A 25086-nucleotide genomic window follows, 5' to 3' on the forward strand; every position below is an offset into this window, starting at 1 on the left:
GCCGCGGCGGTGCCGCCCGTCAGCGCTCGGCGGGCACCGGAGAGGGCAGCGGGCTCGCGAAGTAGTCGGCGTCCACCAGCCGCGGACCCGTGCCGTCGGCGGGATCGGCGAACGACAGCAACCACAGCGAGCCCTTCTTGCTCGCCACCGTGCCGTGCTTGACGGCGCTCAGCTCGACGCCGTCCCGGTCGGCCAGCGTGCCCACCACGTCCGGGATGACACCGCCCTGACTGCACACCACCGGCGTGCCGCCGTCCGCGACGATCGCGAGCAGCCGCGCCGTCCCGAGCACGGGATCGGCCCAGTAGCCCTCCTCCGACAGCAGCGGTTCGTGGCCGACCTCCACCCCGAGGTCCTCGGCGACGCCCTGCACCGTCTGCACGCACCGCAGCCGCGGTGCGGACAGCACCCGGTCCGGGCGGAACGCCCGCACCAGCAGCCGCAGCGCGTCCGCCTGCCGGAAACCCGCCTCCGACAGCGGGCGCAGGTCGTCGTCGCCCGTCCACTCCTCGCGCTTGCCCGCCTTCGCGTGCCGCACCAGCAGCAGCGTGGTGAGCCGGGCGGGCACCGCGCAGAACTCGCGCAACACGGCGACGTCACCGGAATAGCTCAGCACCGTCTCCGCCTCCGAGGGCGGCAGCCAGCGCAGCTCGTCGACCTCCTCGTTCGGTTCGAAACGTCCCGCACACGCCTCGGCGCTGAAGAAGTCGACGGCTTTCCGTACCCGCCCGCGGCGGCCGGAAACGTCGTATTCGATCCGTTGGAGGAAACGGCCGAGGACGGAGTCGTAGCCGGTTTCCTCCCGCAGTTCCCGGACGGCGGCCACGGGGGCGGTTTCGCCCGGATCGAGCTTTCCCTTCGGCAGCGACCAGTCGCCGTAACGGGGCCGGTGCACGACGGCGACCTCGACGTCGCTCCCGTCGCCCGGCCGCCACAGGACCGCGCCCGCCGCCCGGACCGCGACTCGCTGTTCGGCCACGTGCGTCACCCGGTCGCCCCGTGCTTGCGGAGAAGCTCCACCTGGTGGTCGCGGACCTGGGAACCGTCCGCGGGCGACGGGATCCATTCGCCGACCGAGGTGAGCACCCAGCAGCGCGTCACCGGGTCCAGCGCGGAGTCGAGCACGTCGCCGAGTTGGGCGGCGAGCCTGCGGTCCTTGACCCGGACCATCGCCTCGATCCGGCGGTCCAGGTTGCGGTGCATCATGTCGGCGCTGCCGATCCAGTACTCGCCCGCGCCCCGGAAGTGGAACACCCGGGAGTGCTCCAGGAACCGTCCGAGGATCGAGCGCACGGAGATGTTGTCGGAGAGCCCCGGCACGCCGGGCTTCAGCGAGCAGATGCCGCGCACCACGATCTCCACCGGCACACCCGCCTGGGACGCCCGGTAGAGCTGGTCGATGATCTGCTCGTCGACGAGCGAGTTGCACTTGATGCGCACGCCCGCGGCGGCGCCGGACTCGGCGAGGGCGATCTCCTCGGCGATCCGCTGCAGGATGCCGCGCCGGATCCCGTTCGGTGACGTGAGCACGTTGCGGTAGTGCTCCTGCCGCGAGTATCCGGTGAGCACGTTGAACAGGTCGGTGAGGTCCGCGCCGATCTCCGGGTCGGCCGTCAGCAACCCCATGTCCTCGTACAACCGGGCGGTCTTCGGGTTGTAGTTGCCGGTGCCGATGTGGCAGTAGCGCCGGATCGTGGCGCCCTCCTGCCGCACCACCATCGCCACCTTGCAGTGCGTCTTGAGGCCCACGAGCCCGTACACGACGTGCACACCCGACCGTTCCAGTGTGCGTGCCCACGTGATGTTGGCCTGCTCGTCGAAGCGGGCCTTGATCTCCACCAGCGCCACGACCTGCTTGCCCGCCTCGGCCGCGTCGATGAGCGCGTCGACGATCGGCGAGTCGCCCGAGGTGCGGTACAGCGTCTGCTTGATCGCCAGCACCTTGTCGTCGGCCGCGGCCTGCTCGATGAAGCGCTGCACGCTCGTGGAGAACGAGTCGTAGGGGTGGTGCACCAGCACGTCGCCCTCGCGCAGGGTGGCGAAGACGCTCTTCGGCGTCTCCCGCTCACCGAAGGCGGGATGCGTGGCCGGCACGAAAGGGCGGTCCTTGAGCTCCTTCCGGTCCACCGCGGCGAGCTGGTGCAGGCACGTCAGGTCGAGCAGTCCGGGAACCTCCACCACGTCGCCGGGATCGACCTCCAGCTCCCGCAGCAGCAGCTCCAGCACGTGCTCGCTCATGTCCTGCGCGACCTCCAGCCGCACCGGCGGGCCGAACCGCCGCTGCGCGAGTTCCCGCTCCAGCGCCTGCAGCAGGTCCTCGTCGCGGTCCTCCTCGACCTCGAAGTCGGCGTTGCGCGTGACGCGGAACACGTGGTGCTCGATCACCTCGACGCCGCTGAACAGTTCGTCCAGGTGTGCCGCGATGAGCTCCTCCAGCGGCAGGAACGTCGCCGCCGTGCTGTCCCTGCGCTCCTCGACGCGGATGAGCCGCGGCACGTTGTTGGGCACCTTGACCCTGGCGAAGCGCTCGGTGCCGCCCTCGGGGTCCCGCACCGTCACCGCGAGGTTCAGCGAGAGCCCCGAGATGTACGGGAACGGGTGCGCCGGGTCCACCGCGAGCGGGGTGAGCACCGGGAAGATCTGGTCGCTGAAGTAGCGGGACAGCCGCAGCCGGTCGGAGGCGTCCAGATCGGACCAGGACACGATCCGGATGCCCTCGGCCGCCAGCGCGGGCCGGACCCGCTCCTCGAAGGCCGCCGTGTGCCGCTCGACCAGGTCCTGGTTGCGCTTGGCGATGTAGGTGAGCTGTTCCCGGGGGGTGAGCCCGTCGGCGCTGCGCACGGACAGCCCGGTCTCGTCGCGGCGCTTCAGGCCCGCGACCCGGACCATGTAGAACTCGTCCAAATTGGAAGCGAAGATCGCGAGGAACTTCGCCCGCTCGAGCAGCGGCTGGGACTCGTCCTCGGCCAGGGCGAGCACGCGGGCGTTGAAGTCCTGCCAGGAGAGCTCCCGGTTGAAGTAGCGGTCGTCGGGCAGCGTGTCGGCGAGCGGCTGCGCCCCCGTGGCCGCGGGCGGCGCCGACGGCACCGCCCGCACCTCGCGGATCCGCCCGTCGGGGTCCGCGACGCCGGGCGGCGGGGCGGTGGTCACGGTCCGCCGCGGGTGCTCGGGTGGCCGTGGGGCAGCCGGTTGGCTCTCGTCGTTGCTCACACCTGCATTGTTCCCCACGAAGGCAAGGGTCGCGTGTATCCAGCGCAACGCCTCGGTGAGCAACCTAGCGGGGAGCACAGGAGGCTTCCCGCAGCGCGAGCACCGCCGCCGTCCGCTCGCCGAGCCCGAGCAGCCGCGCGTGTTCGAGGTCGCCGGGCGTGTCGACGTCCCCGCGCAGCGACGGCGCGGGCAGCAGCAGCGGCGCCGCCCCCGACTCGGTGTGGGCGCGCGCGGAGCCCGCGCCGAAGCGGGGATCGAGCGGCCCTCCCGGTGCGGACAGCAGCAGGGTGGTGCCGGTCCCGTGCCGGTCGGCGGCGAACGCCCTGCGGCCCGAGGCCTCCGCCACGGCCGCCGCGAGCTCCTCGGGCCGCAGCGCGGGCAGGTCGGCCTGCAGCGCGCCCACCACGCCGCCGGGGTCGGCGGAACGCAGAAACCGCTCACCGACGCGCAGGGCGGCGTTGAGGTCGCGCGCGCCGCACTCGCCGATCACCTCGGCGCCGGTGTCGCGCAGCTCCGCCAGGGCGCCGGGATCGGTCGCCACCACGACCACGCGCCGCACGCCGGCGGCGGCCGTCGCCGCCCGCAGCGTGTCGGCGGCCAGCGCGCGGACCAGGTCGGCGTGCCCCCCGGTGCCCGGCGGGCAGCCGAGCGCGGCCCGCAGCCGCGACTTGCCGGAGCGCGGGGGTTTCATCGGGACGATCAGGTCCACGTGTGCTGCCACGCCCCCATCATGACCGAATCGGCGGCTCCGGTGCTTGTGGGAGGATCGGCCGAGGCGAGGTGACCGTGTGCGGACGTGGAGGAGGAGCCTTGGCTGATCGGGAGAAGGGCGGCTTCTGGGTCGGTGCCGCCGCCGCCCTGTTCTACCCGCTGACCTGGATCGGGCGCAGCGAGTACCGCGGGGCGGAGCGCATCCCCCGGCACGGGCCCGCCCTGCTCGTGCTGAACCACATCTCCCACCTCGACCCGGCCGTCGACGCGGTGTTCGTGCACCGCAACCGGCGGGTGCCCCGGTTCATGGCCAAGGACAGCCTCACCCGCGTGCCGGTCTTCGGCAAGATCCTGCTCGGATCCGGCGGCATCCCGGTGTCCAGGGGCACGTCCACGGCGGGGGACAGCCTGCAGGCCGCCCACGACACGCTCCGCGACGGCAAGATCGTGGTCATCTATCCGGAAGGGACGATCACGCGGCACCCGGACGCCTGGCCCAAGCGGTCGTACACCGGGGTGGCCCGGCTGGCGCTGGAGAACGACGTGCCGGTGATCCCCATCGCGCGCTGGGGCACGCACGCGATCTGGAACGGCTACACGAAGAAGTTCCGGCCGTTCCCGCGCAAGACCGTGATCCATTCGGTGGGGGAGCCGATCGACCTCTCGGCCTACCGGGACGCCGAGCGCACACCCGCGGTGCTGCGCGAGGTCACCGACGTGGTGATGGGCCGGGTGCTGGACCTGCTGTGCGAGATCCGTGGCGAGCAGCCGCCCGCGAAGACCGGGGACGGCGCCTGAGATGAGTGTGCAACGCGTCACGGTGCTCGGGGCGGGGTCGTGGGGCACGACCTTCGCGAAGGTGCTGGCGGACGCCGGCCGCGACGTCACGATGTGGGCCCGGCGGGCCGAGATCGCCGAGGAGATCCGCACGGGGCACACCAACACCGGCTACCTGCCCGGGGTGCGCCTGCCGGACCGGCTCACCGCCACCGCCGACGCCGCCGAGGCGCTCGCCGGGGCGGAGGCCGTGGTGCTCGCGGTGCCGAGCCAGTCGCTGCGGGCCAACCTCACCGGCTGGCGTGACCTGCTGCCGCGCGACGCGGTGCTGGTCAGCCTCGCCAAGGGGGTCGAGCTGGGCACACTGAAGCGGATGAGCGAAGTGATCAGCGAGATCGCCGGTGTGCCCGCCGGGGAGATCGTGGTGGTCTCCGGCCCCAACCTCGCCCGCGAGATCGCGGCGGAGCAGCCGTCGGCGGCGGTGCTGGCGTGCGCCGACCACGAGCGCGCGGTGGCGATCCAGAAGGCGAGCGCCAACCGCTACTTCCGCCCGTACACCAACACCGACGTGGTGGGCTGCGAGCTCGGCGGTGCGTGCAAGAACGTCATCGCGCTCAGCTGCGGCATGGCGGCGGGACTGGGCTTCGGCACCAACACGATGGCCACCCTCATCACGCGCGGGCTGGCCGAGATGGCGCGGCTCGGCGCGAAGCTGGGCGCCGACCCGCTGACGTTCGCGGGACTGGCGGGGGTCGGCGATCTCGTCGCCACCTGCTCGTCGCCGCTGTCGCGCAACCGCAGCTTCGGCGAGCGCATCGGGCGGGGCGAGTCGATGGGGCAGGCGCAGGCCGCCGCGGGTGGCCAGGTGGCGGAGGGCGTCATGTCGTGCCGGTCGATCCGCGAGCTGGCCCGCGGCGTCGGGGCCGACATGCCGATCACCGACGCGATGTACCGGGTGTGCCATGAGGGTGTCGACCCGGCCCGCGTCGGCGCGGAGCTGCTCGGCCGGGAACGCAAGCACGAGTGGTCGTGACCCACGGCGCCGTCCACGGAGTGGGATCGGTTTGACGCCGGCTCCGGGCACTGGTTCGCTGGCGGTGTGCTGACGCGAGACGAGAACGTACGGCGGGGCCGCACCGGCCACCGCCCGTTCGCCTGCGCGCCGTGTCCTCGCTGTTGCCGGTGACCTGACCCCGGCCACGCCCCCGCACGCTCTCTCTTTCTCCGCGCTTTTCCCGAGGACACCCATGTTCGCCGTTCCCGAGAACACCATCGCCCCTGTCGAGAAGGCGCTGCTGCGCCACCCCGTCCGCACGGCGCTCGAGTTCGCCGCCGACCGGGAGCGCTGGCGCAACCTGCTGCGCTACGACCCCGACGAGCGCTTCGCCGTGCTCCTGGACCGCTCCGGCGACCAGGAGGTGTGGCTGCTGAGCTGGCTGCCGGGGCAGGCCACCGGTCTGCACGACCACGGCGACGCCACCGGCGCGTTCACCGTCGTGTCGGGCACGCTGACCGAGACGGTCACGCGCCGGGCGCCGGACGGGCGCGTGCTCACCGAGGTCCACACGCCCGGCACCGGGCAGTCGAGGGTCTTCGGGCCCGGCTATGTGCACGAGGTCCGCAATGCGGGGCCCGACCCGGCGATCAGCGTGCATGTCTACCGGTCCGAGCGGACCCTGCGGCCGTACCAGGTCGACCCCGTGACCGGCCGCCTGGTCTCGTGAGTGAGGAACGTTGTTCTAACCACGTTCCTCACTCACGAGGCGCGTCGACCGGCTTCCCGGCGCGGTCGGCGACGTGCGCGGGCACGGGGGTCTCCCCGGGCACGTAGGGCGCGGGCTCGGGGGTGCCGAACACCGTGTGCACCGGCAGCACGCCCGCCCACGCGGTGCCGTGCGCGACGTCCTCCGGCTCGTCGCCCGCGTTGCCCGCGCGGACCTTCACCGACGCCTCGGCGAGGTCCAGGGCGAGCACGGTCACGGAGGCGAACTCCTTCGGGTTCACGGCCCTGGCGTGCTCCCACGAACCGGGGGACAGGTGGTCGCTCACCACGCGCAGCCCGTGCCACTTCTCGTCCTCGCCGGTCACCGCCCTGGCGCGGCCGTGCACGACGGCGCAGCGGTAGTTCATGGAGTGGTTGTTGAGCGAGCGGGCGTAGACGATCCCGTCGAGCAGCGTCACCGTGACGCACACGCCGGCGCCCTTCGCCGCTTCCCGCAGGTTGCCCGCGCCCGTCGAGCCGTGCAGGTAGAGGGTGTCGCCGTCGCGCCCGTAGCCGGTCGGCAGCACGACGGGGGAGCCGTCGAGCAGGAGCCCGAGGTGGCACACGAGCCCCGCGTCCAGCACCTCGTACAGCACCTCGCGGTCGAGGACGGCGCGGTTCTTCTTGCGGGTGAGGGTGGAGCGGGGTGTCGGGGACAGCGGGCGTGCGATCGTCATGCCCCCAGCCTCGCCGCGCCGAGTGGTACTTTTGAATGGCCAATCTCGGCCAAGACGAGGAGGCCACTTTGGGTTCCGGTGACACGGCGCTGCCGGTCACGCTCGACCGCTCGTCCGAGGTGCCCCTCGCCGTCCAGCTCGCCGACGCCCTGCGGGAGTCCGCCGCCTCCGGACATCTTCGCGGTGGTGACCGGCTGCCGTCCACCCGCGCCCTCGCGGGCAGGCTCGGCGTCAGCCGCACCGTCACCTCCGCCGCGTACGAGCAACTGCACGCCGAGGGCTGGATCGCCGGGCGGCACGGCTCCGGCACGTACGTCACCACGTCGCCACCCACCGGGCGGCCCGCGCGCACGGCGGTCGTGGCACGCGACGCCGTGCCGCCGGACCTGCTCGTGCTCACGCCGGGCGTGCCGTGGGCCGACGGTCTCGACCGGGCCGCGTGGCGGCGCGCCTGGCGGGCCGCCGCCGACGCGCCGCCCACCCTGTACGCGCCGCGCGGCGGGCTGCCGGAGTACCGCGCCGCCGTCGTCGAGCACCTGCTGCGCCACCGCGGGCTGGCCGCGGGCACCGAATCCGTGCTCGCGACGGGCGGCACGACGGCCGCCGTGGTGGAGCTGGCGAACGCCGTGCTGCGGCCCGGCGACGTCGTCGCCATGGAGGAACCGGGCTACCAGCGGGCCGTGCAGGCGTTCCGGCGGGCCGGGCTGACGGTGGTGCCCGTCGGGGTCGACTCGGAAGGGCTGCGGCCCGCCGAGGTCCCGGCGGGCGCGCGGGCGGTCTACTGCTCGCCCGCGCACCAGTACCCGATGGGCAGCCGGATGAGCGCCTCGCGCCGCGTCGAGCTCGTGGAACGGGCCAGGGCCGAGGACTTCCTGCTCATCGAGGACGACTACGACGGCGAGCTGCGCTACGACGTGGCCCCGCTGCCGCTGCTCGTGTCGCTGGCCCCGGACGTGGTGGCGCACCTGGGCACCACCAGCAAGATCCTCACCCCGGTGCTCGGCGCGGGCTGGATGGTCGCCCCGCCCTCGGTCACCTCCGCCGTGCTGGAGTACCGCGACGCCACCGGAACGCGGCCCTCGCCCGCGGGCCAGCGAGTGCTCGTGGAGCTGGCCCGCCACGGCGACCTCGGCAGGCACCTGCGCAGGCTGCGCCGGGAGCTGTCGGAGCGGCGGTCCCTGCTCGTGACCGCCCTGCGCGCGGCGGGGATCCGGGTGCTGGGCGACGACGCGGGCGCGCACCTCGTCGTCCCGCTGCCTTCGGCCGAGGACGAGCGGGCGCGGATCGCCGCGGGCCGCGAGCACGGGCTGCTCCTCGACGGACTGCGCAGGCACTTCACCGGGCCAGCCACGGCGCACGGGGTCACCGTCGGCTACGCGGGGTGCTCGCGGGAGGCGCTGCAGGGTGCGCTCGGGGTGCTCGTGGACCTGCTGTGGGGGCAGCGGGGGTAGGGTGGCCGCCCATGAGTAGCCGCAAGACACGAGTCGCCGTCGTGTTCGGGGGACGCAGCTCGGAGCACACCATTTCCTGCGTGTCCGCGGGCAGTGTGCTGGCGAACCTGGACCCGGACCGGTTCGAGGTCGTCCCGATCGGCATCACGCCGGCCGGGGGCTGGGTGCTCGGCACGAACGACCCGGAGCGGCTGCGCATCCGCGGTCGCGAGCTGCCCTCGGTGGAGGACGGCAAGGCGCTCGTGCTGGCAGGCGACCCCACCCGGCGGGAGCTCATCTCCGTCGAGCAGGGCGAGGCCGTCGAGCTGCTGGGCGGCGTCGACGTCGTCTTCCCCGTGCTGCACGGCGCGTTCGGCGAGGACGGCACCATCCAGGGCATGCTGGAGATGGCAGGCCTGCCGTACGTGGGCGCGGGCGTGCTCGCCAGCTCCGCCGCGATGGACAAGGAGTTCGCGAAGAAGCTGCTGGCCGCCGAGGGGCTGCCGGTGGGCTCCTACGCCGCGCTCCGGCGTGGACAGTCCACTCTGGACGAGGCCGACCGGCGGCGGCTCGGCCTGCCGGTGTTCGTCAAGCCGGCCAGGGCCGGATCGTCGGTCGGCATCAGCAAGGTCACCGACTGGGCCGACCTCGACGACGCCATCGCGCTGGCGCGTGAGACCGATCCGAAGGTCCTCATCGAGGCCGCTGTCACCGGCCGCGAGGTCGAGTGCGGGGTGCTGGAGTTCCCGGACGGGCGCGTCGAGGCGTCGCTGCCCGCCGAGATCCGCGTGCTCAGCGCCGACCCGGACGCCTGGTACGACTTCGAGACCAAGTACCTGGGTGAGGACGCGGAACTGGACATCCCCGCCAAACTGGACGACTCCGTCACCGAGCGGCTGCGGGAGTGCGCGGTCCGGGCCTTCGCCGCGCTGGACTGCCAGGGCCTCGCGCGGGTCGACTTCTTCGTCGGCGCGAACGGCGAGCTCACCATCAACGAGGTGAACACCATGCCGGGGTTCACCTCGACGTCGGCCTACCCGAAGATGTGGTCGGTCACCGGCGTCGACTACCCGACCCTGCTGACCACGCTCGTCGACACGGCGCTGGCCCGCGGCACCGGGCTGCGCTGATCCGGCCGATCCGGCTGATCCAGCTCATCCGGCCTGACGCGCCGCGTCAGTCGAACCGCGGCTCCACCGGTTCCAGTGTCGCGGACACGGTGTCCGAGACGGCCTGCAACGGCCCCGTCCCGGTGCCGTCGGGCACGGTGAGCGCCACGTAGACCTCCCGGTCCACGACGTACCAGGTCGCCGTGCCCTCGCCGGGCACAGGGAGCCACCGGACGTCGTTGACCTCCCGCAGCGATGCCGTGCGGGTCAGCTCGGGCGGGCGGTCCAGCCCGCAGCGCAGCACCACCGGGCGTTCCCCGCCCCACGCGACGGTCGCGGGCGGTGCGGGTTCGGCCAGCTCGCGCCGCTGCAGCCGCTCGCCGGACGACTCCAGCGCCTGCGGCACCGCCTCGACGAGCCTGTCGCAGTGTGGCGTGTCGGACTGGGGCGCGGGCACGGCGACGAGCGCGAGCGGCCCGCCGTCCGAGCCGGGGGAGTCCTCCGGCCCGGCCGTCAGCCCCAGGACGGCGACGACGACGGCCAGCGCGACGGCGAGGGCGGCCGCGACGACGAGCAGGGAGCGCGGCGGGGCGCCGGTGTCGGTCGGGCCGGTCTCCATGTCCCCACTACAGCACAGGCCTACAGGTGGACCACCGGGCAGGTCAGCGTGCGCGTGATGCCCTCCACGTTCTGTACCTTCGCGACCACGAGCTGACCGAGCTGGTCGACGTTGTCGGCGGCGGCACGGACGATGACGTCGTAGGGGCCGGTGACATCCTCGGAGCTGGTGACGCCGGGGATGCCTGCGATCTCGGCCGCGACGGAGGCAGCCTTGCCGACCTCGGTCTGGATGAGGATGTATGCGTGGACCACGGCGCGCCCCTTCGTCTGGATCGATCGGCTCAGGATAGGAACGTTGGCAGCAACGTACCGCAGTCGGGCAAAGATCGGACATCCGAGTGTCGGTGGTGCGGGCAGGGGCGGACCGGAGGTGTGCAGTGGCCGACAGAACCACGCCCGGTGGGGACACCGTGGCAGGGATCGGCGAGTTCGGGCTGATCGGCGCGATGACGGAGGGCCGGGCACAGCCGTCCACGACGCTGCTCGGGCCCGGTGACGACGCGGCGGTGGTCGCCGCGCCCGACGGCCGGGTGGTGGCGACCACCGACGTCCTGGTGCAGAACGTGCACTTCCGCTTCGGCTGGTCCAGCCCGGCCCACGTGGGCCGCAAGGCGGTGGCGGTGAACCTCGCCGACATCGCCGCGATGGGAGCCGTGCCCACGTCGGTGCTCGTGGGGCTCGCGTGCCCACCGGACACCGAGACCTCCGTCGTCACCCAGCTGGTCGACGGCATGTGGGAGGAGGCGGCGCGGGCCAGGGTCGGCATCGTCGGCGGGGACGTGGTGCGCGCCGAGGAGCTGGTGCTCAGCATCACGGCGCTGGGCGACCTGGGCGGCCGCCCGCCCGTCACGCGCTCCGGGGCAAGGCCGGGCGATGTCGTCGCCGTGTGCGGGCGGCTCGGCTGGGCCGCCGCCGGGCTCGCCGTGCTCGGGCGCGGCTTCCGCTCGCCGGTCGGCGTCGTGAACGCGCAGCGATCCCCCGAACCGCCGTACGCCGCGGGGCCCGCCGCCGCGATCGCGGGCGCCACCGCGATGATCGACGTCTCGGACGGGCTGCTCGCCGACCTCGGGCACCTCGCCCTCGCCTCCGGCGTGGGCATCGACGTCCAGACCGACCGGCTGACGCTGGACCAGAAACTGGTGGACGTGGGCACCGCGCTCGGCGCCGACCCGATGCGGTGGGTGCTCACCGGTGGCGAGGATCATGCGCTGGCGGCGACGTTCCCCTCGTACACGGATCTGCCCGAGGGCTGGACCCGGATCGGCACCGTGCTGCTGCCCGACACCGGCGTGACGGTGGACGGCAGGCCGTACGACGGCGAAACCGGTTGGGAGCACTGGCGCTGACCGTGTTTCATGGGCCCGTGGACATTCGCGTTGCCGCCTTCGACGACCCCGACGCCCGGAAGCTGATCGACGCCGTGCAGCAGGAGTACGTGCGCCGCTACGGCGATCCGGACGTGACCCCGGTCGACCCTGCCGAGTTCGCGCCCCCGAACGGGCTGTTCCTGCTCGGTTACGTCGACGGCGCGCCGGTGGCCAGCGGTGGCTGGCGAGCCCACGACGGCGACGAGGAGCCCGAGTTCCGGCCCGGTGACGCGGAGCTGAAGCGGATGTACGTCGTCGACGCGATGCGTGGCCGGGGGCTCGCCCGCGCGATGCTGGCCGAGCTGGAGCGGACGGCGAAGGACGCGGGGCGCACCCGGCTGGTCCTGGAGACGGGCACCCGGCAGCCGGAGGCCATCGCGCTCTACCGTTCCTCCGGTTACACCGACATTCCCAAGTTCGGGGTCTACCGGCACACTCCGGAGAGCATCTGCCTGGCGAAGGAGCTGTAGGAGCGGCACATGGCGATCTACGCGCTCGGTGAGCTGGAGCCCAGCATCCACCCGGACGCCTACGTCCACCCGGACGCGACGGTGATCGGGGACGTGCGCATCGCCGCCGAGGCGTCGGTGTGGCCGCAGACCGTGCTGCGCGGCGACCACGGCTACATCGAGCTCGGCGAGCGGTCCAACGTGCAGGACGGCTGCGTGCTGCACTGCACCGAGCGGCATCCGACCGTGCTCGGCGCGGGCTCGGCCATCGGCCACGCGGTGCACGTCGAGGGCGCCACGATCGGCAGCGGCTGCCTCATCGCGTCGGGGGCCGTGGTGCTCAACGGCACCGTCGTCGAGGACGGGGGCATGGTCGGCGCCGGGGCCGTGCTGTCCTACGGCGCGCACGTCCCTGGCGGGCACATCGCGCTCGGCGTGCCCGCGAAGACCCGCCCGAACACCTCGTTCGGGCCGGAACAGATCGCGGCCGTGGTGGACGGTTACGTGCGGCGCGCAAAGCGGTTCCGGGCCGAGCTTCGCCGCCTCGACCGGCCGCGCTAGAGTCGCGGGCCGTGACCGCACGACCGCTGCCCGAGATCGTCGAGTCAGGCTGGGCGAAAGCCCTCGAGCCCGTCGCGGACCGCATCACCGCCATGGGGGAGTTCCTGCGTGCGGAGGTCGCGGCCGGGCGCCGCTACCTGCCGTCCGGCGACAACATCCTGCGTGCCTTCCAGCAGCCGTTCGACGACGTCCGCGTGCTGATCGTCGGCCAGGACCCGTACCCGACGCCGGGGCATCCGATCGGGTTGTGCTTCGCGGTGGCGCCCGACGTCCGGCCGCTGCCGAAGAGCCTGGTGAACATCTACCAGGAGTACTGCGACGACCTGGGCCACCCGATGCCGTCGAACGGCGACCTCACGCCGTGGACCCGGCAGGGCGTGCTGCTGCTCAACCGGGCCCTCACCGTGCAGCCCGGTAAGCCCAACTCGCACCAGGGCAAGGGCTGGGAGGAGATCACCGAGCAGGCCATCCGGGCGCTCGCCGCGCGCGAGGCGCCCCTGGTCGCGATCCTGTGGGGCAGCAACGCCCGCAAGCTCAAGCCACTGCTGGGCGACGTGCCGTGCCTGGAGTCGGTGCACCCGAGCCCGCTGTCCGCGCACAACGGCTTCTTCGGCTCCCGCCCGTTCAGCAGGGCCAACGAGCTCCTGGAACGGCAGGGCTCGGGGCCGATCGACTGGAAGCTGCCGTAACCGCTGGTCGCCGCTCGTGAGTGCGCAACGTGGTTCTTACCACGTTCCGCACTCACGAGCCCGTACGCACGAAAACGGCCCGGTGAGACTCACCGGGCCGCTCGCAGCGCTGGGGGTGGCTCAGCCGCGGACGACCTTGCCCGCCTTCAGGCACGAGGTGCACACGTTGAGGCGCTTCTTCTGGGAAAGCCCGATCCGCGCGTGCACGGTCTGGATGTTCGGGTTCCACCGGCGGTTGGTACGCCGGTGGGAGTGCGAGACCGACTTGCCGAAGCCCGGCCCCTTGCCACAGACGTCGCACACGGCAGCCACGTCGAACACTCCTCGAGAAATAGGGAAACCGATCGACCCGGCGGTGCCGGGCAACTCGAACAGGGTAGCCGGTGCGCTCCCGGCCGCCGAAGCCGGGTCGCTACGCTCGGTCCGACGCCCTGAACCGCTACGGAGGATACGTGGTGCGCGCCCTGGACGCGGCAGCCGTACGCGCGTGGGCCGCCGCGTGCGTGCACAGCCTGGAGGCGCTGCGCGCGGACATCGACGGCATCAACGTCTACCCGGTCGCCGACTCGGACACCGGCTCCAACCTGCTGCACACCCTCACCGGGGCCCGCGACGCGCTCGAGGCCGACCGGGACGCGGCGGGCGCCGGTCCCGCGCTGGCCACGCTGGCCAGGGGCGCGGTCCTCGCCGCGAGGGGAAACTCCGGGGTGATCCTCTCGCAGGTGCTGCGCGGGATCGCCGAGGTGGCGGGTGACCAGGCCGAACTCGACGGGACCGCGCTGGCCGCCGCGCTGGTCCGGGCGGACGTCGTGGCCACCGACGCCGTCGCCCGCCCGGTCGCGGGCACGATGCTGAGCGTGCTGCACGCGGTCGCCACCACCGTCGGCACCGCGGGAACCGGACCCGCCTCGGCCGACGCGGGCACGGTCGCCGCGCAGGCGGCGAAGGCGGCCGCGGAAGCCCTCGACGAGACCCCCAACCAGCTGGCCGCGCTCGCCGTGGCCGGGGTGGTGGACGCGGGTGGGCGCGGGGTGGTGGCCGTGCTCGACGCGCTGGTGGGCGTGCTGCACGGGACCGAGCCGGAACCCGCCCGGACGCTGCGCGCGGGCGCCGCGCCCGTCCCACCGCAGCCGCGCGCGTGGGAGGTGATGTACCTGCTGGAGGGCGCCGAGGAGGCGGCCCTGCCCGCCCTGCGCCGCGCCCTGTCCGCGCTCGGGGACAGCGTCACCGTCGCCGGCGACGGTGCGGGCAACCACGCGGTGCACGTCCACTGCGGCGACATCGGCGCGGCGCTGGAGGCCGGGCTCGCGCACGGCAGGCCCCACCGGGTCCGGGTGGAGCCGTTGATGACGCCGGTGCCCGAGGACACGGGCGCGGCGAGGGACAACCGCGCCGTCGTCGCCGTCGTCCGCGGCGCCGACCTGGCCGAGCTCATCAGCGCCGAGGGGGTTCCGGTGCTCGCGGTGGAGGCCGGTGCCGAGCCGACGGCGGAGGAACTGCTCGGCCTGGTCACCGAGACCGCCGCGGCACACGTGACGGTGCTGCCGGGCGACGTCCGGCTCACCGGCGCCGCGGAACGCGTCGCGGGGCACGCGGTGCTGGAGGACCGCGACGTGGTGGTGGTGCCGTGCGCGTCGCCCGTGCAGGTGCTGGCCGCGCTCGCCGTGCACGACCCGGACCGCAGGGTCAACGACGACGTGGTGGCGATGGCCGAGGCCGCCGCGGCCACCCGCAGGGCCGAGCTCGTGGTGGCCGGGGAGGAGTCGATCACCTGGGTCGGCCGGGCACAGGCTGGCGACCTGGTGGGGCTCGTCGACGGCGAGGCGGTGCTGATCGTGCCGGCCTCCGCCGCGTCGGCGGTCGAGACGGCGGCCCTGGACGTGCTCGAACGGCTGCTCGCGGTCGGCGGCGAGCTGGTCACGGTGCTCACCGGCCGGGAGGCGCCCGACGGCATCGGCGAGGTGCTCGCGGAGCGCCTGCGGGCCGACCACCCCGAAGTCGAACTGGTGTGCTATCCCGGAGGGCAGAGCGAGGCGCTGCTGCTGATGGGGGTGGAGTGACGATGGCCACGATGCGGGACCCGCTGCGCCCCCTGCTCGGGAAGCGCAGCGCGGACGCGCTGGAGAAGTCGCTCGGCATCGGGACGGTCGGCGAGCTGCTGCGGCACTACCCGCGCCGCTACGCCAAGCGGGGCGAGCTCACCGACATCGCCGGGCTGGAGCTCGGTGAGCATGCCACGGTGCTGGCCCGCGTCGAGCACGTGACCAGGAAGCCGATGCGCGCTCGCAAGGGGCACATCCTCGAGGTGGTCATCACCGACGGGCACCGCAGGCTCAACTGCGCGTTCTTCGGCAACCAGGCGTGGCGCGAGCGGGAGCTGCGGCCGGGCCGCACGGGCCTGTTCGCCGGGAAGGTCAACGCGTTCCGCAACACCCTGCAGCTGGCCAACCCGGAGTACGAGCTGCTCGACCCCGAGGGCGACGAACTGTCCACGATGGACAGCTTCCTGGCGGAGATCATCCCGGTCTACCCGGCGGCCGCGGGCGTGCAGTCCTGGACCATCGGCAAGTGCGTGCGGCAGGTGCTCGACCTGCTCGACCCCCAGGAGGACCCGCTGCCGGGACAGCTGCGCGAGCGTCACCGGCTGGCCGATCTCGACGCCGCGCTGCGCGGCATCCACCGCCCGGACAGCTGGGAGGCGCTCGACGCGGCCAGGGCGCGGCTGAAGTGGGACGAGGCCATGGCGGTGCAGCTGATCTTCGCGCAGCGCCGGTACTCCACCGTGTCGCGGCCCGCGCCCGCCTGCCCGCCGCGCGAGGGCGGTATCGGCGACGCCTTCGACGCGCGGCTGCCGTTCGACCTCACCGGGGGCCAGCGCGAGGTGGGCGACCGCATCGCCGCCGACCTCGCGGGTGAGCACCCGATGAACCGGCTGCTGCAGGGCGAGGTCGGCAGCGGCAAGACGGTCGTCGCGCTGCGGGCGATGCTGCAGGCGGTGGACGCGGGCAGGCAGGCGGCCATGCTCGCGCCCACCGAGGTGCTCGCCGCGCAGCACGCGCGTTCGCTGCGCGAACTGCTCGGCGACCTGGCGATGGCGGGGGAGCTGGGCGGCGCGGAGAACGCGACGCGGGTCGCGCTGCTCACCGGGTCGATGCCGGCGAAGGAGCGCAAGCAGGCGCTGCTCGACGCCGCGAGCGGTGCCGCCGGGATCGTCGTCGGCACACACGCGCTGATCCAGGAGCACGTCACGTTCGCCGACCTCGCACTCGTGGTGGTCGACGAACAGCACCGGTTCGGCGTGGAGCAGCGGGACGCGCTGCGGTCGCGGGCGGCGGAGGGCAAGAGCCCGCACGTGCTGGTGATGACGGCGACGCCCATCCCGCGCACGGTGGCGATGACCGTGTACGGCGACCTGGAGACCTCGTCGCTGCGCGAGCTGCCCGCGGGGCGCTCGCCGATCTCGACCACGGTGGTGCCGGTGGCCGAGAAGCCCGCATGGCTGGAGCGCGTGTGGCAGCGCCTCGTCGAGGAGGCGGGCAAGGGGCACCAGGCCTACGTGGTGTGCCCGCGGATCGGGGACGAGCCGCCCGCGGACAAGTCGGACCGGCGCCCCGCCGTCGCCGTGCTGGACCTGGCGCCGCAGCTGGCGGAGGGGCCGCTCGCCGGGCTGCGCGTGGGGGTGCTGCACGGCAGGCTGCCGAGCGACGAGAAGGACTCCGTGATGCGGGCGTTCGCGGCGGGGGAGCTGGACGTGCTCGTGGCCACGACGGTCATCGAGGTCGGCGTCAACGTGCCGAACGCGACCGCCATGGTGATCATGGACGCGGACCGGTTCGGGGTGAGCCAGCTGCACCAGCTGCGCGGGCGGGTCGGCCGCGGCCAGGTGCCCGGCCTGTGCCTGCTGGTCACCGAGGCGCTCGACGGGACGAGCACCCGCGCGCGGCTGTCGGCCGTGGAGTCCACACTGGACGGATTCGAGCTGTCCCGGCTCGATCTCGAGCTGCGGCGCGAGGGCGACGTCCTCGGTGCGGCGCAGTCCGGCAAGCGCTCCGGGCTGAAGTTGTTGTCGCTGCTGGAGGACGAGGACGTGATCGCGCGGGCACGCACGGTGGCGCAGCAGATCGTCGAGTCCGATCCGCGGCTGACGGACCACCCGGGGCTGGCCCACCTGGTCTCCGAGGTGATCGACGACGAGAGCGCGGAGTACCTGGCGAAGGCCTGATGGCCGCACTCCGCGGTCAGTCAACAACGTTGCGCTGAACTGTCGTGTTCTCGTAACCGAAATGTTGTGGCGCAGATCAAAGTCTGTGGATTCGCGGCGGCGCCGGGGCGCATAGTTCCCCCACCCCCGACCCCGCGCGTGCCCGTGGATCCCCCGCCGCGGCGCGCGCCGACACTGATGGAGACGCACATGGATGCGCGTCGTCCTGCGTTGCTGTGCCTCGTGTTCCTCCTCGTGGCCACGTTCGGCGCCCCGTTCGCCGCCGCGCGGCAGAACGAGGACTCGCCGGCGGACCGGATCGCGGCCGCCGAATCCGACCTGGCAGCCGCGCAGACCCGGCTCGCCGCCACCTACCAGCGGTTCACCGCGGCGGAACGGCGGCACCACACGATGACCAGGCGGGCCGAGGCCGCGCGCGAGGCCGCCCGGCGCGCGGGCGAGCAGGCCCGGGCCGCCGCCGCCCGCGTCCAGCGGGTGCGGCAGGAGGTCGACGAGTTCGCCGCCGCCAGCTACCGGCAGGGCAGCGTGGTCGGCTCGGTCATCTCCTACCTCGGCTCCGACAGCCCGACCGACTTCCTCGCGCGCGCCTCGATGCTCAACGCCCTCGGTGGCAGGCAGCTGGACGTGCTGCAGGACATGCGCCGCGCGGTGGACCGGAAAGCCGCGCTCGACCGGGCCGCGCGGGCGGCCCTCGGCCGGGCCGACGCCGACCGGCGCGCGGCGGGCGAGGCCAGGTCCGCCGCCGAACGGGCCTACCGCGCCGCCGTCCGGCAGCGCGACGCCGCGCGGCGGGAGACCGACGAGCTCCTCGCCAGGAAGCGGGAACTGCAGGCGCCGCGGCAGGCGGAGGCGGCAGGCGCACCGGCGCCGGCCCCGGTGAGCGCCTCCGGCGTGGTCCGGCCGACGACGGGCAGGTTCACCTCGGGATACGGTCCGCGCGGCGGCACGATCCACTACGGCATCGACATCGCCAACAGCATCGGCACGCCGATCGTGTCGGCCATGGCAGGCGAGGTGATCTCGTCCGGGCCCGCGAGCGGGTTCGGGCTGTGGGTGCGCGTCCGCCACGACAACGGGCTGATCACCGTCTACGGCCACATCAACGAGTCGCTGGTGTCCGTCGGCCAGCGCGTGTCGGCGGGGCAGCGGATCGCCACGATGGGCAACCGCGGCCAGTCGACCGGGCCGCACCTGCACTTCGAGGTCCACCAGGGCGGGCACAAGATCGACCCGCTGGTGTGGTTACGGAGCAACGGAGTGGCCATCTGACGGGGCTCGTGAGTGAGAAACGTGGTAAGAACGACGTTTTTCACTCACGAGTGGTAGTCGGCCTGCGAGAACCGCCACGGGCGGGTAGACGGACCCCATGGCACTTCGACCGGCCCGGTTCCCGCACCTCGTCCTGGCCACCTGCGTCGCGGCGGTCGCGGCACTGGTCACCGCGGCGCCCGCGCACGCGCGGGAAGGTGAGCAGGCCGACCCGCCGAACTGGGGGCTCGACCGCATCGACCAGCGGGAGGGCCTCGACCAGCGCTACCGGTACCCCGCCGACGCCGCGAACGTGACCGTGTACGTCATCGACAGCGGTGTGGACGGCACCCACCCCGACTTCGAGGGGCGGGTCTGGCGCGGCCGGGACTTCGTCGACGGCGACGACTACGCCCGCGACACGAACGGGCACGGCACCGGCCTCGCCGGGATCGTCGGTGGCGAGGCGCACGGCGTCGCGAAGGGCGTGACGATCGTGCCCGTCCGCGTGGTGGACGCCGAGGGCGGCGGCAACGGCCTCACCGTCGTCGCGGGTATCGACTGGGTGGCCAACCACGCACGGCAGCCCGCCGTCGCGCTGCTCGGCATCGGCGGACCCGCGGGGGAGGCCGTGGACAGCGCCGCGCGCGGGCTGGCCGAGAAGATGCCCGTCGTCGTGCCCGCGGGCGGCGCGGGCGGCGAGGCGGGCCAGTTCTCCCCCGGCCGCGTGCCGGAGGTGCTGACCGTCGCGGCGAGCGACCGGGCGGACCGCCCGACGGAGACGTCGAACTTCGGGCCCGCGGTCGACCTCTACGCCCCCGGCGCCGGTATCCGCGTGCCCGGCCTCGGCGGCGGCACGTTCGAGCTGACCGGTACGTCCGCCGCCGCGGCGCACGTGGCCGGGGTCGCCGCCGTGTACCGGTCGCTGCACCCGGAGGCCACCCCGGCCCAGACCGTCGCCGCGCTGACCGGTGGCGCCATCGAGGGCATCCTGGAAGGGGTACCGGAGAACACCGCGAATCGCCTGCTCCACAGTCCGCCGGACAGTGGGGAGTGAGGTCCAGCACTTGGGACGGAACTCCCGTGGAGCGGGAGGCACGCGGTAACGTGCCCACGCCACCGATCCGCACAAAGGGAAGGACCGGGCATGTTCCGCAAGGTGCTCGTCGCCAATCGTGGTGAGATCGCCATCCGAGCGTTCCGCGCGGCCTACGAACTGGGAGCCGGAACGATCGCCGTGTTCCCGCACGAGGACCGCAACTCGCTGCACCGACTGAAGGCCGACGAGGCTTACGAGATCGGCGAGCAGGGCCACCCCGTGCGCGCCTACCTCTCGGTCGAGGAGATCGTGCACGCCGCCCGCCAGGCCGGGGCCGACGCCGTGTACCCCGGCTACGGGTTCCTCTCCGAGAACCCGGACCTGGCGCGGGCCTGCGAGGAGGCAGGGATCACGTTCGTCGGGCCCAGTGCCGACATCCTCGAACTGACCGGTAACAAGGCCAGGGCCGTGGCCGCCGCCCGGGAGGCGGGCGTGCCCGTGCTCGGCTCGTCCGCTCCCTCGTCCGATGTGGACACGCTCGCCGCGGCCGCCGAGGAACTCGGCTTCCCCGTCTTCGTCAAGGCGGTCGCCGGTGGTGGCGGCCGGGGCATGCGCCGGGTGGAGAACCCCGCGAACCTGCGCGAGGCGATCGAGGCCGCGTCCCGCGAGGCGGAGTCCGCGTTCGGCGACCCCACGGTGTTCCTGGAGAAGGCCGTCGTGGAGCCGAGGCACATCGAGGTGCAGATCCTGGCCGACGGGCAGGGAAACGTGATGCACCTGTACGAACGGGACTGCTCCGTCCAGCGCAGGCACCAGAAGGTGATCGAGCTGGCGCCCGCCCCGAACCTCGACCCGGAACTGCGCGAACGGATCTGCGCCGACGCCGTGCGGTTCGCCCGGCAGATCGGCTACCGCAACGCGGGCACGGTCGAGTTCCTGCTCGACCGCGACGGCAACCACGTCTTCATCGAGATGAACCCCCGCATCCAGGTCGAGCACACGGTCACCGAGGAGGTCACCGACGTCGACCTGGTGCAGTCGCAGCTGCGGATCGCGGCCGGCGAGACGCTGTCCGACCTGGAACTGTCGCAGGAGAAGGTCTACCTGCGCGGCGCCGCGCTGCAGTGCCGCATCACCACCGAGGACCCGGCCAACGGCTTCCGGCCGGACACCGGGATGATCAGCGCCTACCGCTCGCCGGGCGGCTCGGGCATCCGGCTCGACGGCGGCACCGCGTTCGCGGGCACCGAGATCAGCGCGCACTTCGACTCGATGCTGGTGAAGCTCACCTGCCGCGGCCGGGACTTCAAGACCGCCGTGGGCCGTGCCCGCCGCGCCCTCGCCGAGTTCCGCATCCGGGGTGTGGCGACCAACATCCCGTTCCTGCAGGCGGTGCTCGACGACCAGGACTTCCAGGCGGGCCGGGTCACCACCGCGTTCATCGAGGAGCGCCCGCACCTGCTCACCGCGCGGCACTCGGCCGACCGTGGCACCCGGCTGCTGACCTACCTCGCCGACGTGACGGTCAACAAGCCGCACGGGGAGCGGCCGCACCTCATCAACCCCGAGTCGAAGCTGCCCGCGCTGCCGCCGACCGACCCGCCAGCCGGGTCCAAGCAGAAGCTGACCGAGCTCGGCCCCGAGGGCTTCGCCCGCTGGCTGCGGTCGGCGCCGCACATCGGCGTCACCGACACGACGTTCCGCGACGCGCACCAGTCGCTGCTGGCCACCCGGGTGCGCACCAAGGACCTGCTGGCGATCGCGCCCGTGGTCGCGCGCACCGTGCCGGAGCTGCTGTCGGTGGAGTGCTGGGGCGGCGCGACCTACGACGTCGCGCTGCGCTTCCTCGCCGAGGACCCGTGGGAGCGGCTCGCCGCCCTGCGCGAGGCGATGCCGAACATCTGCCTGCAGATGCTGCTGCGGGGCCGCAACACCGTCGGCTACACGCCCTACCCGACGGAGGTGACCGACGCGTTCGTCGAGGAGGCGACCGCGACCGGCATCGACATCTTCCGGATCTTCGACGCCCTCAACGACATCGAGCAGATGCGGCCCGCGATCGACGCCGTGCGCGCCACCGGCAAGGCCGTCGCGGAGGTCGCCCTGTGCTACACCTCCGACCTGTCCGATCCGGCGGAGAACATCTACACGCTCGACTACTACCTCAAGCTGGCCGAGCAGATCGTCGGCGCGGGCGCGCACGTGCTGGCGATCAAGGACATGGCCGGGCTGCTGCGGGCACCGGCGGCGGAGAAGCTGGTGACCGCGTTGCGCCGGGAGTTCGACCTGCCGGTGCACATCCACACGCACGACACGGCGGGCGGCCAGCTCGGCACCTACCTGTCGGCCATCAGGGCGGGCGCGGACGCCGTCGACGGCGCGGTCGCCTCCATGGCGGGCACCACGTCCCAGCCGTCGCTGTCGGCGATCGTCGCGGCCACCGACCACTCCGACCGGCCCACCGGCCTCGACCTGCAGGCGATCGGGGAGCTGGAGCCGTACTGGGAGATCGTGCGCAAGATCTACGCGCCGTTCGAGGCGGGACTGGCGTCGCCGACCGGGCGGGTGTACCACCACGAGATCCCCGGCGGGCAGCTGTCCAACCTGCGCACGCAGGCGCGGGCGCTCGGGCTCGGCGACCGGTTCGAGGACATCGAGGCCATGTACGCCGCGGCCGACCGCATTCTCGGTCACCTGGTGAAGGTGACGCCGTCGTCCAAGGTGGTCGGCGACCTGGCGCTGCACCTCGTCGGTGCGGGCGTGTCGCCGGAGGAGTTCGAGGCCGAGCCCGGCAAGTACGACATCCCCGACTCCGTCATCGGGTTCCTGCGCGGCGAGCTCGGCGACCCGCCGGGCGGCTGGCCCGAGCCGTTCCGCACCAAGGCGCTGGAGGGCAGGGCCGAGGCCAGGCCGGTGGCCGAGCTGTCCGAACAGGACCGTCAGGACCTCGCGGCCGACCGCAGGGCCGCGCTCAACCGGCTGCTGTTCCCCGGGCCCACCGAGGAGTTCGAGGCGCACCGTGAGGCCTACGGCGACACCAGCGTGCTGCCGAGCAAGGACTTCTTCTACGGCCTGCGCCCTGGCGAGGAGTACGCCGTGGACCTCGAGCCGGGTGTGCGGCTGCTCATCGAGCTGGAAGCCATCGGCGAGGCCGACGAGCGCGGCGTGCGCACGGTGATGGCCACGCTGAACGGGCAGTTGCGGCCGATCCAGGTGCGCGACCGGTCGGTGGCCTCGGACCTGCCCGCGAAGGAGAAGGCGGACAAGAACAACCCGAAGCACGTGGCGGCCCCGTTCGCCGGTGTCGTGACGACCTCGGTGGCGGAGGGCGACACCGTCGAGGCGGGCGAGACCGTCGCCACCATCGAGGCGATGAAGATGGAGGCCGCGATCACCGCGCAGGTGGGCGGCACCGTGCAGCGGCTGGCCATCAACTCCGTGCAGCAGGTGGAGGGCGGCGACCTCCTGGTCGTCCTGGACTAGCTGACCCACGGTCCGTGTGGGCAGTGAAGGCCACCTTCACTGCGTTCGACGCAGTGAAGGTGGCCTTCACTGCCGGTAGGGTGGGGGCGTGCGGATTCATGCTGTGCCGCAGCGGCAGGGGGCACTGACCCCCCACGCCGGACGGCTCGTCCGGGGCTGCGAGGTGCTCGCGGAGCTGGCGGGCGAGGTGCTCGGCCTGCCGGTGGACACCGTTCCCGTCGACGCGGAAACGTCGTCCACAGTGGACGGCATCGCGAACAGGGACGCGCTGGTGCGCAACCGGTCCGCCCAGCTCGCCGCCCTGGAGGCGCCCGAGGGCAAGGTGCTCACCATCGGCGGGGACTGCGCGGTGGACCTGGTGCCGGTGGGGGTCGCCCGGTTCCGCTACGGCGAGGGGCTCGGGGCGGTCTGGTTCGACGCGCACGCCGACCTGAACACCGTCGCGAGTTCCCCGTCCGGGGCGTACCACGGCATGGTGCTGCGCTCGCTGTTCGGCGAGGGCGATCCCGACTTCGCCGCCGCGCCCGCGCTGACGCCGGGTCGCGCCGTCCTGGTGGGCACCAGGGCGTTCGACCCCGAGGAGGCACGAGCCGTCGAGTCCGGGCTGGCCGGGCACGTGCCGGTGGCCGAGGCGGATCCCGGGCGCGTCCGGGACGCCGTGCGCGCCACCGGCGCCCGAGCCCTGTCGGTCCACGTGGACCTCGACGTGCTCGACCCCGGCGAGTTCGGCGCCACCGACTACCCGGAACCCGGCGGCCTCGGCATCGCCGCGCTCGCCGCCGCCCTCGACGGGCTCGCCGCGCTGGACGGCGTCGAGGTGGTGGGCGCGTGCGTGGCCGAGTGCGTCGCGGAGGACATGGACCAGGTGCGGCCGCTGGAGCCGGTGCTGGCCGCGCTGGGCAGGCTGCTCAGGGCCTGAGGGACCGGGTGCCGATCAGCGCCTCGATGCCGTCGAGGACGCGGTCGAGCCCGAAGTCGAAGTCCTCGTTCTCGTCGCCGGACTCCTCGTCGAGCACCCCGGTGTCGATCACCGCGTGCAGGGCGGGGAACCGGGCCCGGTCGGCGACGGCGGCCAGCCGCTTGCCGTAGCCGTCGAGCCGGGTCTCCGCGGGCTGTCCCGCCGCCTCCATCGCCTCGACGATCTGCGACTCGATGAGCACGTTGCTGCGCACGAAGCCGGTCACCAGTAGCAGGACCCCCATCCGCTCGCCCGCGTCGAGTCCGGTCCCCTCCACGCAGCGCAGCGCGCGGTCCATCCAGGCCACGGCGTTGGGCGTGGTCGGGGGCCCGCTGATCGGGATCTGCAGGATCCACCGGCGTGCCCGCAGGCCGTCCCGTTCCGCGCGGGCCCACCGGGCGAGGGCGCTCCGCCAGTCCTCGCCGGGCAGGGGAACGTCCGGCGGCGGCCCGTACGCCGCGTCGGCCGCCAGCGTGAGCAGCTCGTCCTTGGTCGCCACGTAGCGGTACAGGGACATCGGCGCGGCTCCCAGTTCGGTCGCCACACGGCCCATCGACACCGCCCGCAGCCCCTCGGCGTCCGCGACCGCGATCGCCGTGGCGATGATGCGGTCGAGGCTCAGGCCGCGCTTGGGCCCCTTGTTCGGCTGCTCCCGCACGCCCCACGCCAGCTCGAAGCTCGCGGGCAGTCCCGTGCCGGTCCGCTGGTCCATCGAGTGCGTCGCCTCCCGCTCTCCCTCGGTTGACACGCATTCTACTTCTGCGTATAAGTTA

At 73.3% G+C, this 25086-nt stretch carries 23 protein-coding genes; 15 read left to right on the forward strand and 8 right to left on the reverse strand.

The window, feature by feature from the left end:
• Positions 1-19: 19 nt before the first annotated feature.
• The 3 genes from B0I33_RS10375 to cofC all read right to left on the reverse strand — a co-directional run bounded on the left by B0I33_RS10375 (position 20) and on the right by cofC (position 3901).
• Complete coding sequence (locus B0I33_RS10375; RefSeq protein WP_245900581.1) at positions 20-979, reverse strand: NUDIX hydrolase; 960 nt, start codon at positions 977-979, stop codon at positions 20-22.
• Between the two features lie 5 nt (positions 980-984).
• Positions 985-3210 carry an RNA degradosome polyphosphate kinase gene (locus tag B0I33_RS10380; RefSeq protein ID WP_425440465.1) on the reverse strand — a complete coding sequence of 742 codons (2226 nt, stop codon included), beginning with the start codon at positions 3208-3210 and terminating at the stop codon, positions 985-987.
• Positions 3211-3274: 64 nt separating this feature from the next.
• Complete coding sequence (cofC, locus tag B0I33_RS10385) at positions 3275-3901, reverse strand: 2-phospho-L-lactate guanylyltransferase (RefSeq protein WP_106178861.1); 627 nt, start codon at positions 3899-3901, stop codon at positions 3275-3277.
• Positions 3902-4020: 119 nt separating this feature from the next.
• On the opposite strand from cofC, the gene B0I33_RS10390 reads away from it, so the two are divergent.
• From B0I33_RS10390 to B0I33_RS10400, 3 genes are all read left to right on the forward strand, one after another.
• Positions 4021-4719 carry a lysophospholipid acyltransferase family protein gene (locus B0I33_RS10390; RefSeq protein ID WP_106178407.1) on the forward strand — a complete coding sequence of 233 codons (699 nt, stop codon included), beginning with the start codon at positions 4021-4023 and terminating at the stop codon, positions 4717-4719.
• A gap of 1 nt (position 4720) precedes the next feature.
• On the forward strand, positions 4721-5731 hold the full coding sequence (locus B0I33_RS10395) for an NAD(P)H-dependent glycerol-3-phosphate dehydrogenase (RefSeq protein ID WP_106178408.1): 1011 nt from the start codon (positions 4721-4723) through the stop codon (positions 5729-5731).
• A gap of 214 nt (positions 5732-5945) precedes the next feature.
• The gene (locus B0I33_RS10400) at positions 5946-6422 is read left to right on the forward strand and encodes a cysteine dioxygenase (protein WP_106178409.1); all 477 of its coding nucleotides are present in this window, start codon (positions 5946-5948) and stop codon (positions 6420-6422) included.
• Positions 6423-6450: 28 nt separating this feature from the next.
• Here the strand turns inward: B0I33_RS10400 and B0I33_RS10405 are convergent, their stop codons facing one another.
• Positions 6451-7137 (reverse strand): pyridoxamine 5'-phosphate oxidase family protein, encoded by a 687-nt coding sequence (locus B0I33_RS10405; protein ID WP_106178410.1) that lies wholly within the window; start codon positions 7135-7137, stop codon positions 6451-6453.
• Positions 7138-7205: 68 nt separating this feature from the next.
• Between B0I33_RS10405 and pdxR the strand changes: the two genes are divergently transcribed.
• Together pdxR and B0I33_RS10415 are read left to right on the forward strand one after the other, a co-directional pair.
• Positions 7206-8588 carry a MocR-like pyridoxine biosynthesis transcription factor PdxR gene (pdxR, locus tag B0I33_RS10410; RefSeq protein WP_245900583.1) on the forward strand — a complete coding sequence of 461 codons (1383 nt, stop codon included), beginning with the start codon at positions 7206-7208 and terminating at the stop codon, positions 8586-8588.
• 11 nt (positions 8589-8599) lie between these two features.
• Positions 8600-9697, forward strand: a complete 1098-nt coding sequence (locus B0I33_RS10415; RefSeq protein ID WP_106178412.1) for a D-alanine--D-alanine ligase family protein — start codon at positions 8600-8602, stop codon at positions 9695-9697.
• 46 nt (positions 9698-9743) lie between these two features.
• On the opposite strand, the gene B0I33_RS10420 is transcribed toward B0I33_RS10415, so the two are convergent.
• Both B0I33_RS10420 and B0I33_RS10425 read right to left on the reverse strand, forming a co-directional pair.
• Positions 9744-10295: a DUF3515 domain-containing protein gene (locus B0I33_RS10420; protein WP_106178413.1), complete on the reverse strand. Its 552-nt coding sequence runs from the start codon at positions 10293-10295 to the stop codon at positions 9744-9746.
• Between the two features lie 20 nt (positions 10296-10315).
• Entirely contained in the window at positions 10316-10549 is a 234-nt protein-coding gene (locus B0I33_RS10425) for an Lrp/AsnC family transcriptional regulator (protein WP_106178414.1), read from the reverse strand.
• 125 nt (positions 10550-10674) lie between these two features.
• On the opposite strand from B0I33_RS10425, the gene B0I33_RS10430 reads away from it, so the two are divergent.
• Genes B0I33_RS10430 through B0I33_RS10445 form a run of 4 tightly spaced genes read left to right on the forward strand, consistent with a single transcriptional unit; the run spans position 10675 to position 13363 of the window.
• On the forward strand, positions 10675-11643 hold the full coding sequence (locus B0I33_RS10430; RefSeq protein WP_281259367.1) for a thiamine-phosphate kinase: 969 nt from the start codon (positions 10675-10677) through the stop codon (positions 11641-11643).
• 17 nt (positions 11644-11660) lie between these two features.
• Positions 11661-12134, forward strand: coding sequence for a GNAT family N-acetyltransferase (locus B0I33_RS10435; RefSeq protein ID WP_106178415.1), 474 nt, complete (start codon positions 11661-11663; stop codon positions 12132-12134).
• A gap of 9 nt (positions 12135-12143) precedes the next feature.
• Positions 12144-12674: a gamma carbonic anhydrase family protein gene (locus B0I33_RS10440; RefSeq protein WP_106178416.1), complete on the forward strand. Its 531-nt coding sequence runs from the start codon at positions 12144-12146 to the stop codon at positions 12672-12674.
• Between the two features lie 11 nt (positions 12675-12685).
• On the forward strand, positions 12686-13363 hold the full coding sequence (locus tag B0I33_RS10445; protein WP_106178417.1) for a uracil-DNA glycosylase: 678 nt from the start codon (positions 12686-12688) through the stop codon (positions 13361-13363).
• Positions 13364-13483: 120 nt separating this feature from the next.
• Here B0I33_RS10445 and rpmB read toward each other — a convergent pair whose 3' ends face one another.
• Positions 13484-13675, reverse strand: a complete 192-nt coding sequence (rpmB, locus tag B0I33_RS10450; protein WP_106178864.1) for a 50S ribosomal protein L28 — start codon at positions 13673-13675, stop codon at positions 13484-13486.
• A gap of 143 nt (positions 13676-13818) precedes the next feature.
• Here rpmB and B0I33_RS10455 point away from each other — a divergent pair, with 143 nt between their 5' ends.
• From B0I33_RS10455 to B0I33_RS10480, 6 genes are all read left to right on the forward strand, one after another.
• Complete coding sequence (locus B0I33_RS10455; RefSeq protein ID WP_106178865.1) at positions 13819-15423, forward strand: DAK2 domain-containing protein; 1605 nt, start codon at positions 13819-13821, stop codon at positions 15421-15423.
• A gap of 2 nt (positions 15424-15425) precedes the next feature.
• Complete coding sequence (gene recG, locus B0I33_RS10460; protein ID WP_106178418.1) at positions 15426-17585, forward strand: ATP-dependent DNA helicase RecG; 2160 nt, start codon at positions 15426-15428, stop codon at positions 17583-17585.
• Between the two features lie 189 nt (positions 17586-17774).
• Entirely contained in the window at positions 17775-18854 is a 1080-nt protein-coding gene (locus B0I33_RS10465; RefSeq protein WP_106178419.1) for a M23 family metallopeptidase, read from the forward strand.
• A gap of 97 nt (positions 18855-18951) precedes the next feature.
• Positions 18952-19890: a S8 family peptidase gene (locus B0I33_RS10470; protein WP_106178420.1), complete on the forward strand. Its 939-nt coding sequence runs from the start codon at positions 18952-18954 to the stop codon at positions 19888-19890.
• A 90-nt stretch (positions 19891-19980) separates the two neighbouring features.
• Positions 19981-23355, forward strand: a complete 3375-nt coding sequence (locus B0I33_RS10475) for a pyruvate carboxylase (protein WP_106178421.1) — start codon at positions 19981-19983, stop codon at positions 23353-23355.
• An 88-nt stretch (positions 23356-23443) separates the two neighbouring features.
• Positions 23444-24274 (forward strand): arginase family protein, encoded by an 831-nt coding sequence (locus B0I33_RS10480; RefSeq protein ID WP_106178422.1) that lies wholly within the window; start codon positions 23444-23446, stop codon positions 24272-24274.
• Here the strand turns inward: B0I33_RS10480 and B0I33_RS10485 are convergent.
• The gene (locus tag B0I33_RS10485) at positions 24264-25061 is read right to left on the reverse strand and encodes a TetR/AcrR family transcriptional regulator (protein ID WP_245900585.1); all 798 of its coding nucleotides are present in this window, start codon (positions 25059-25061) and stop codon (positions 24264-24266) included. The genes B0I33_RS10480 and B0I33_RS10485 overlap by 11 nt on opposite strands.
• Positions 25062-25086: the final 25 nt, after the last annotated feature.

This window comes from Prauserella shujinwangii, assembly GCF_003001955.1.
GTDB lineage: Bacteria > Actinomycetota > Actinomycetes > Mycobacteriales > Pseudonocardiaceae > Qaidamihabitans > Qaidamihabitans shujinwangii.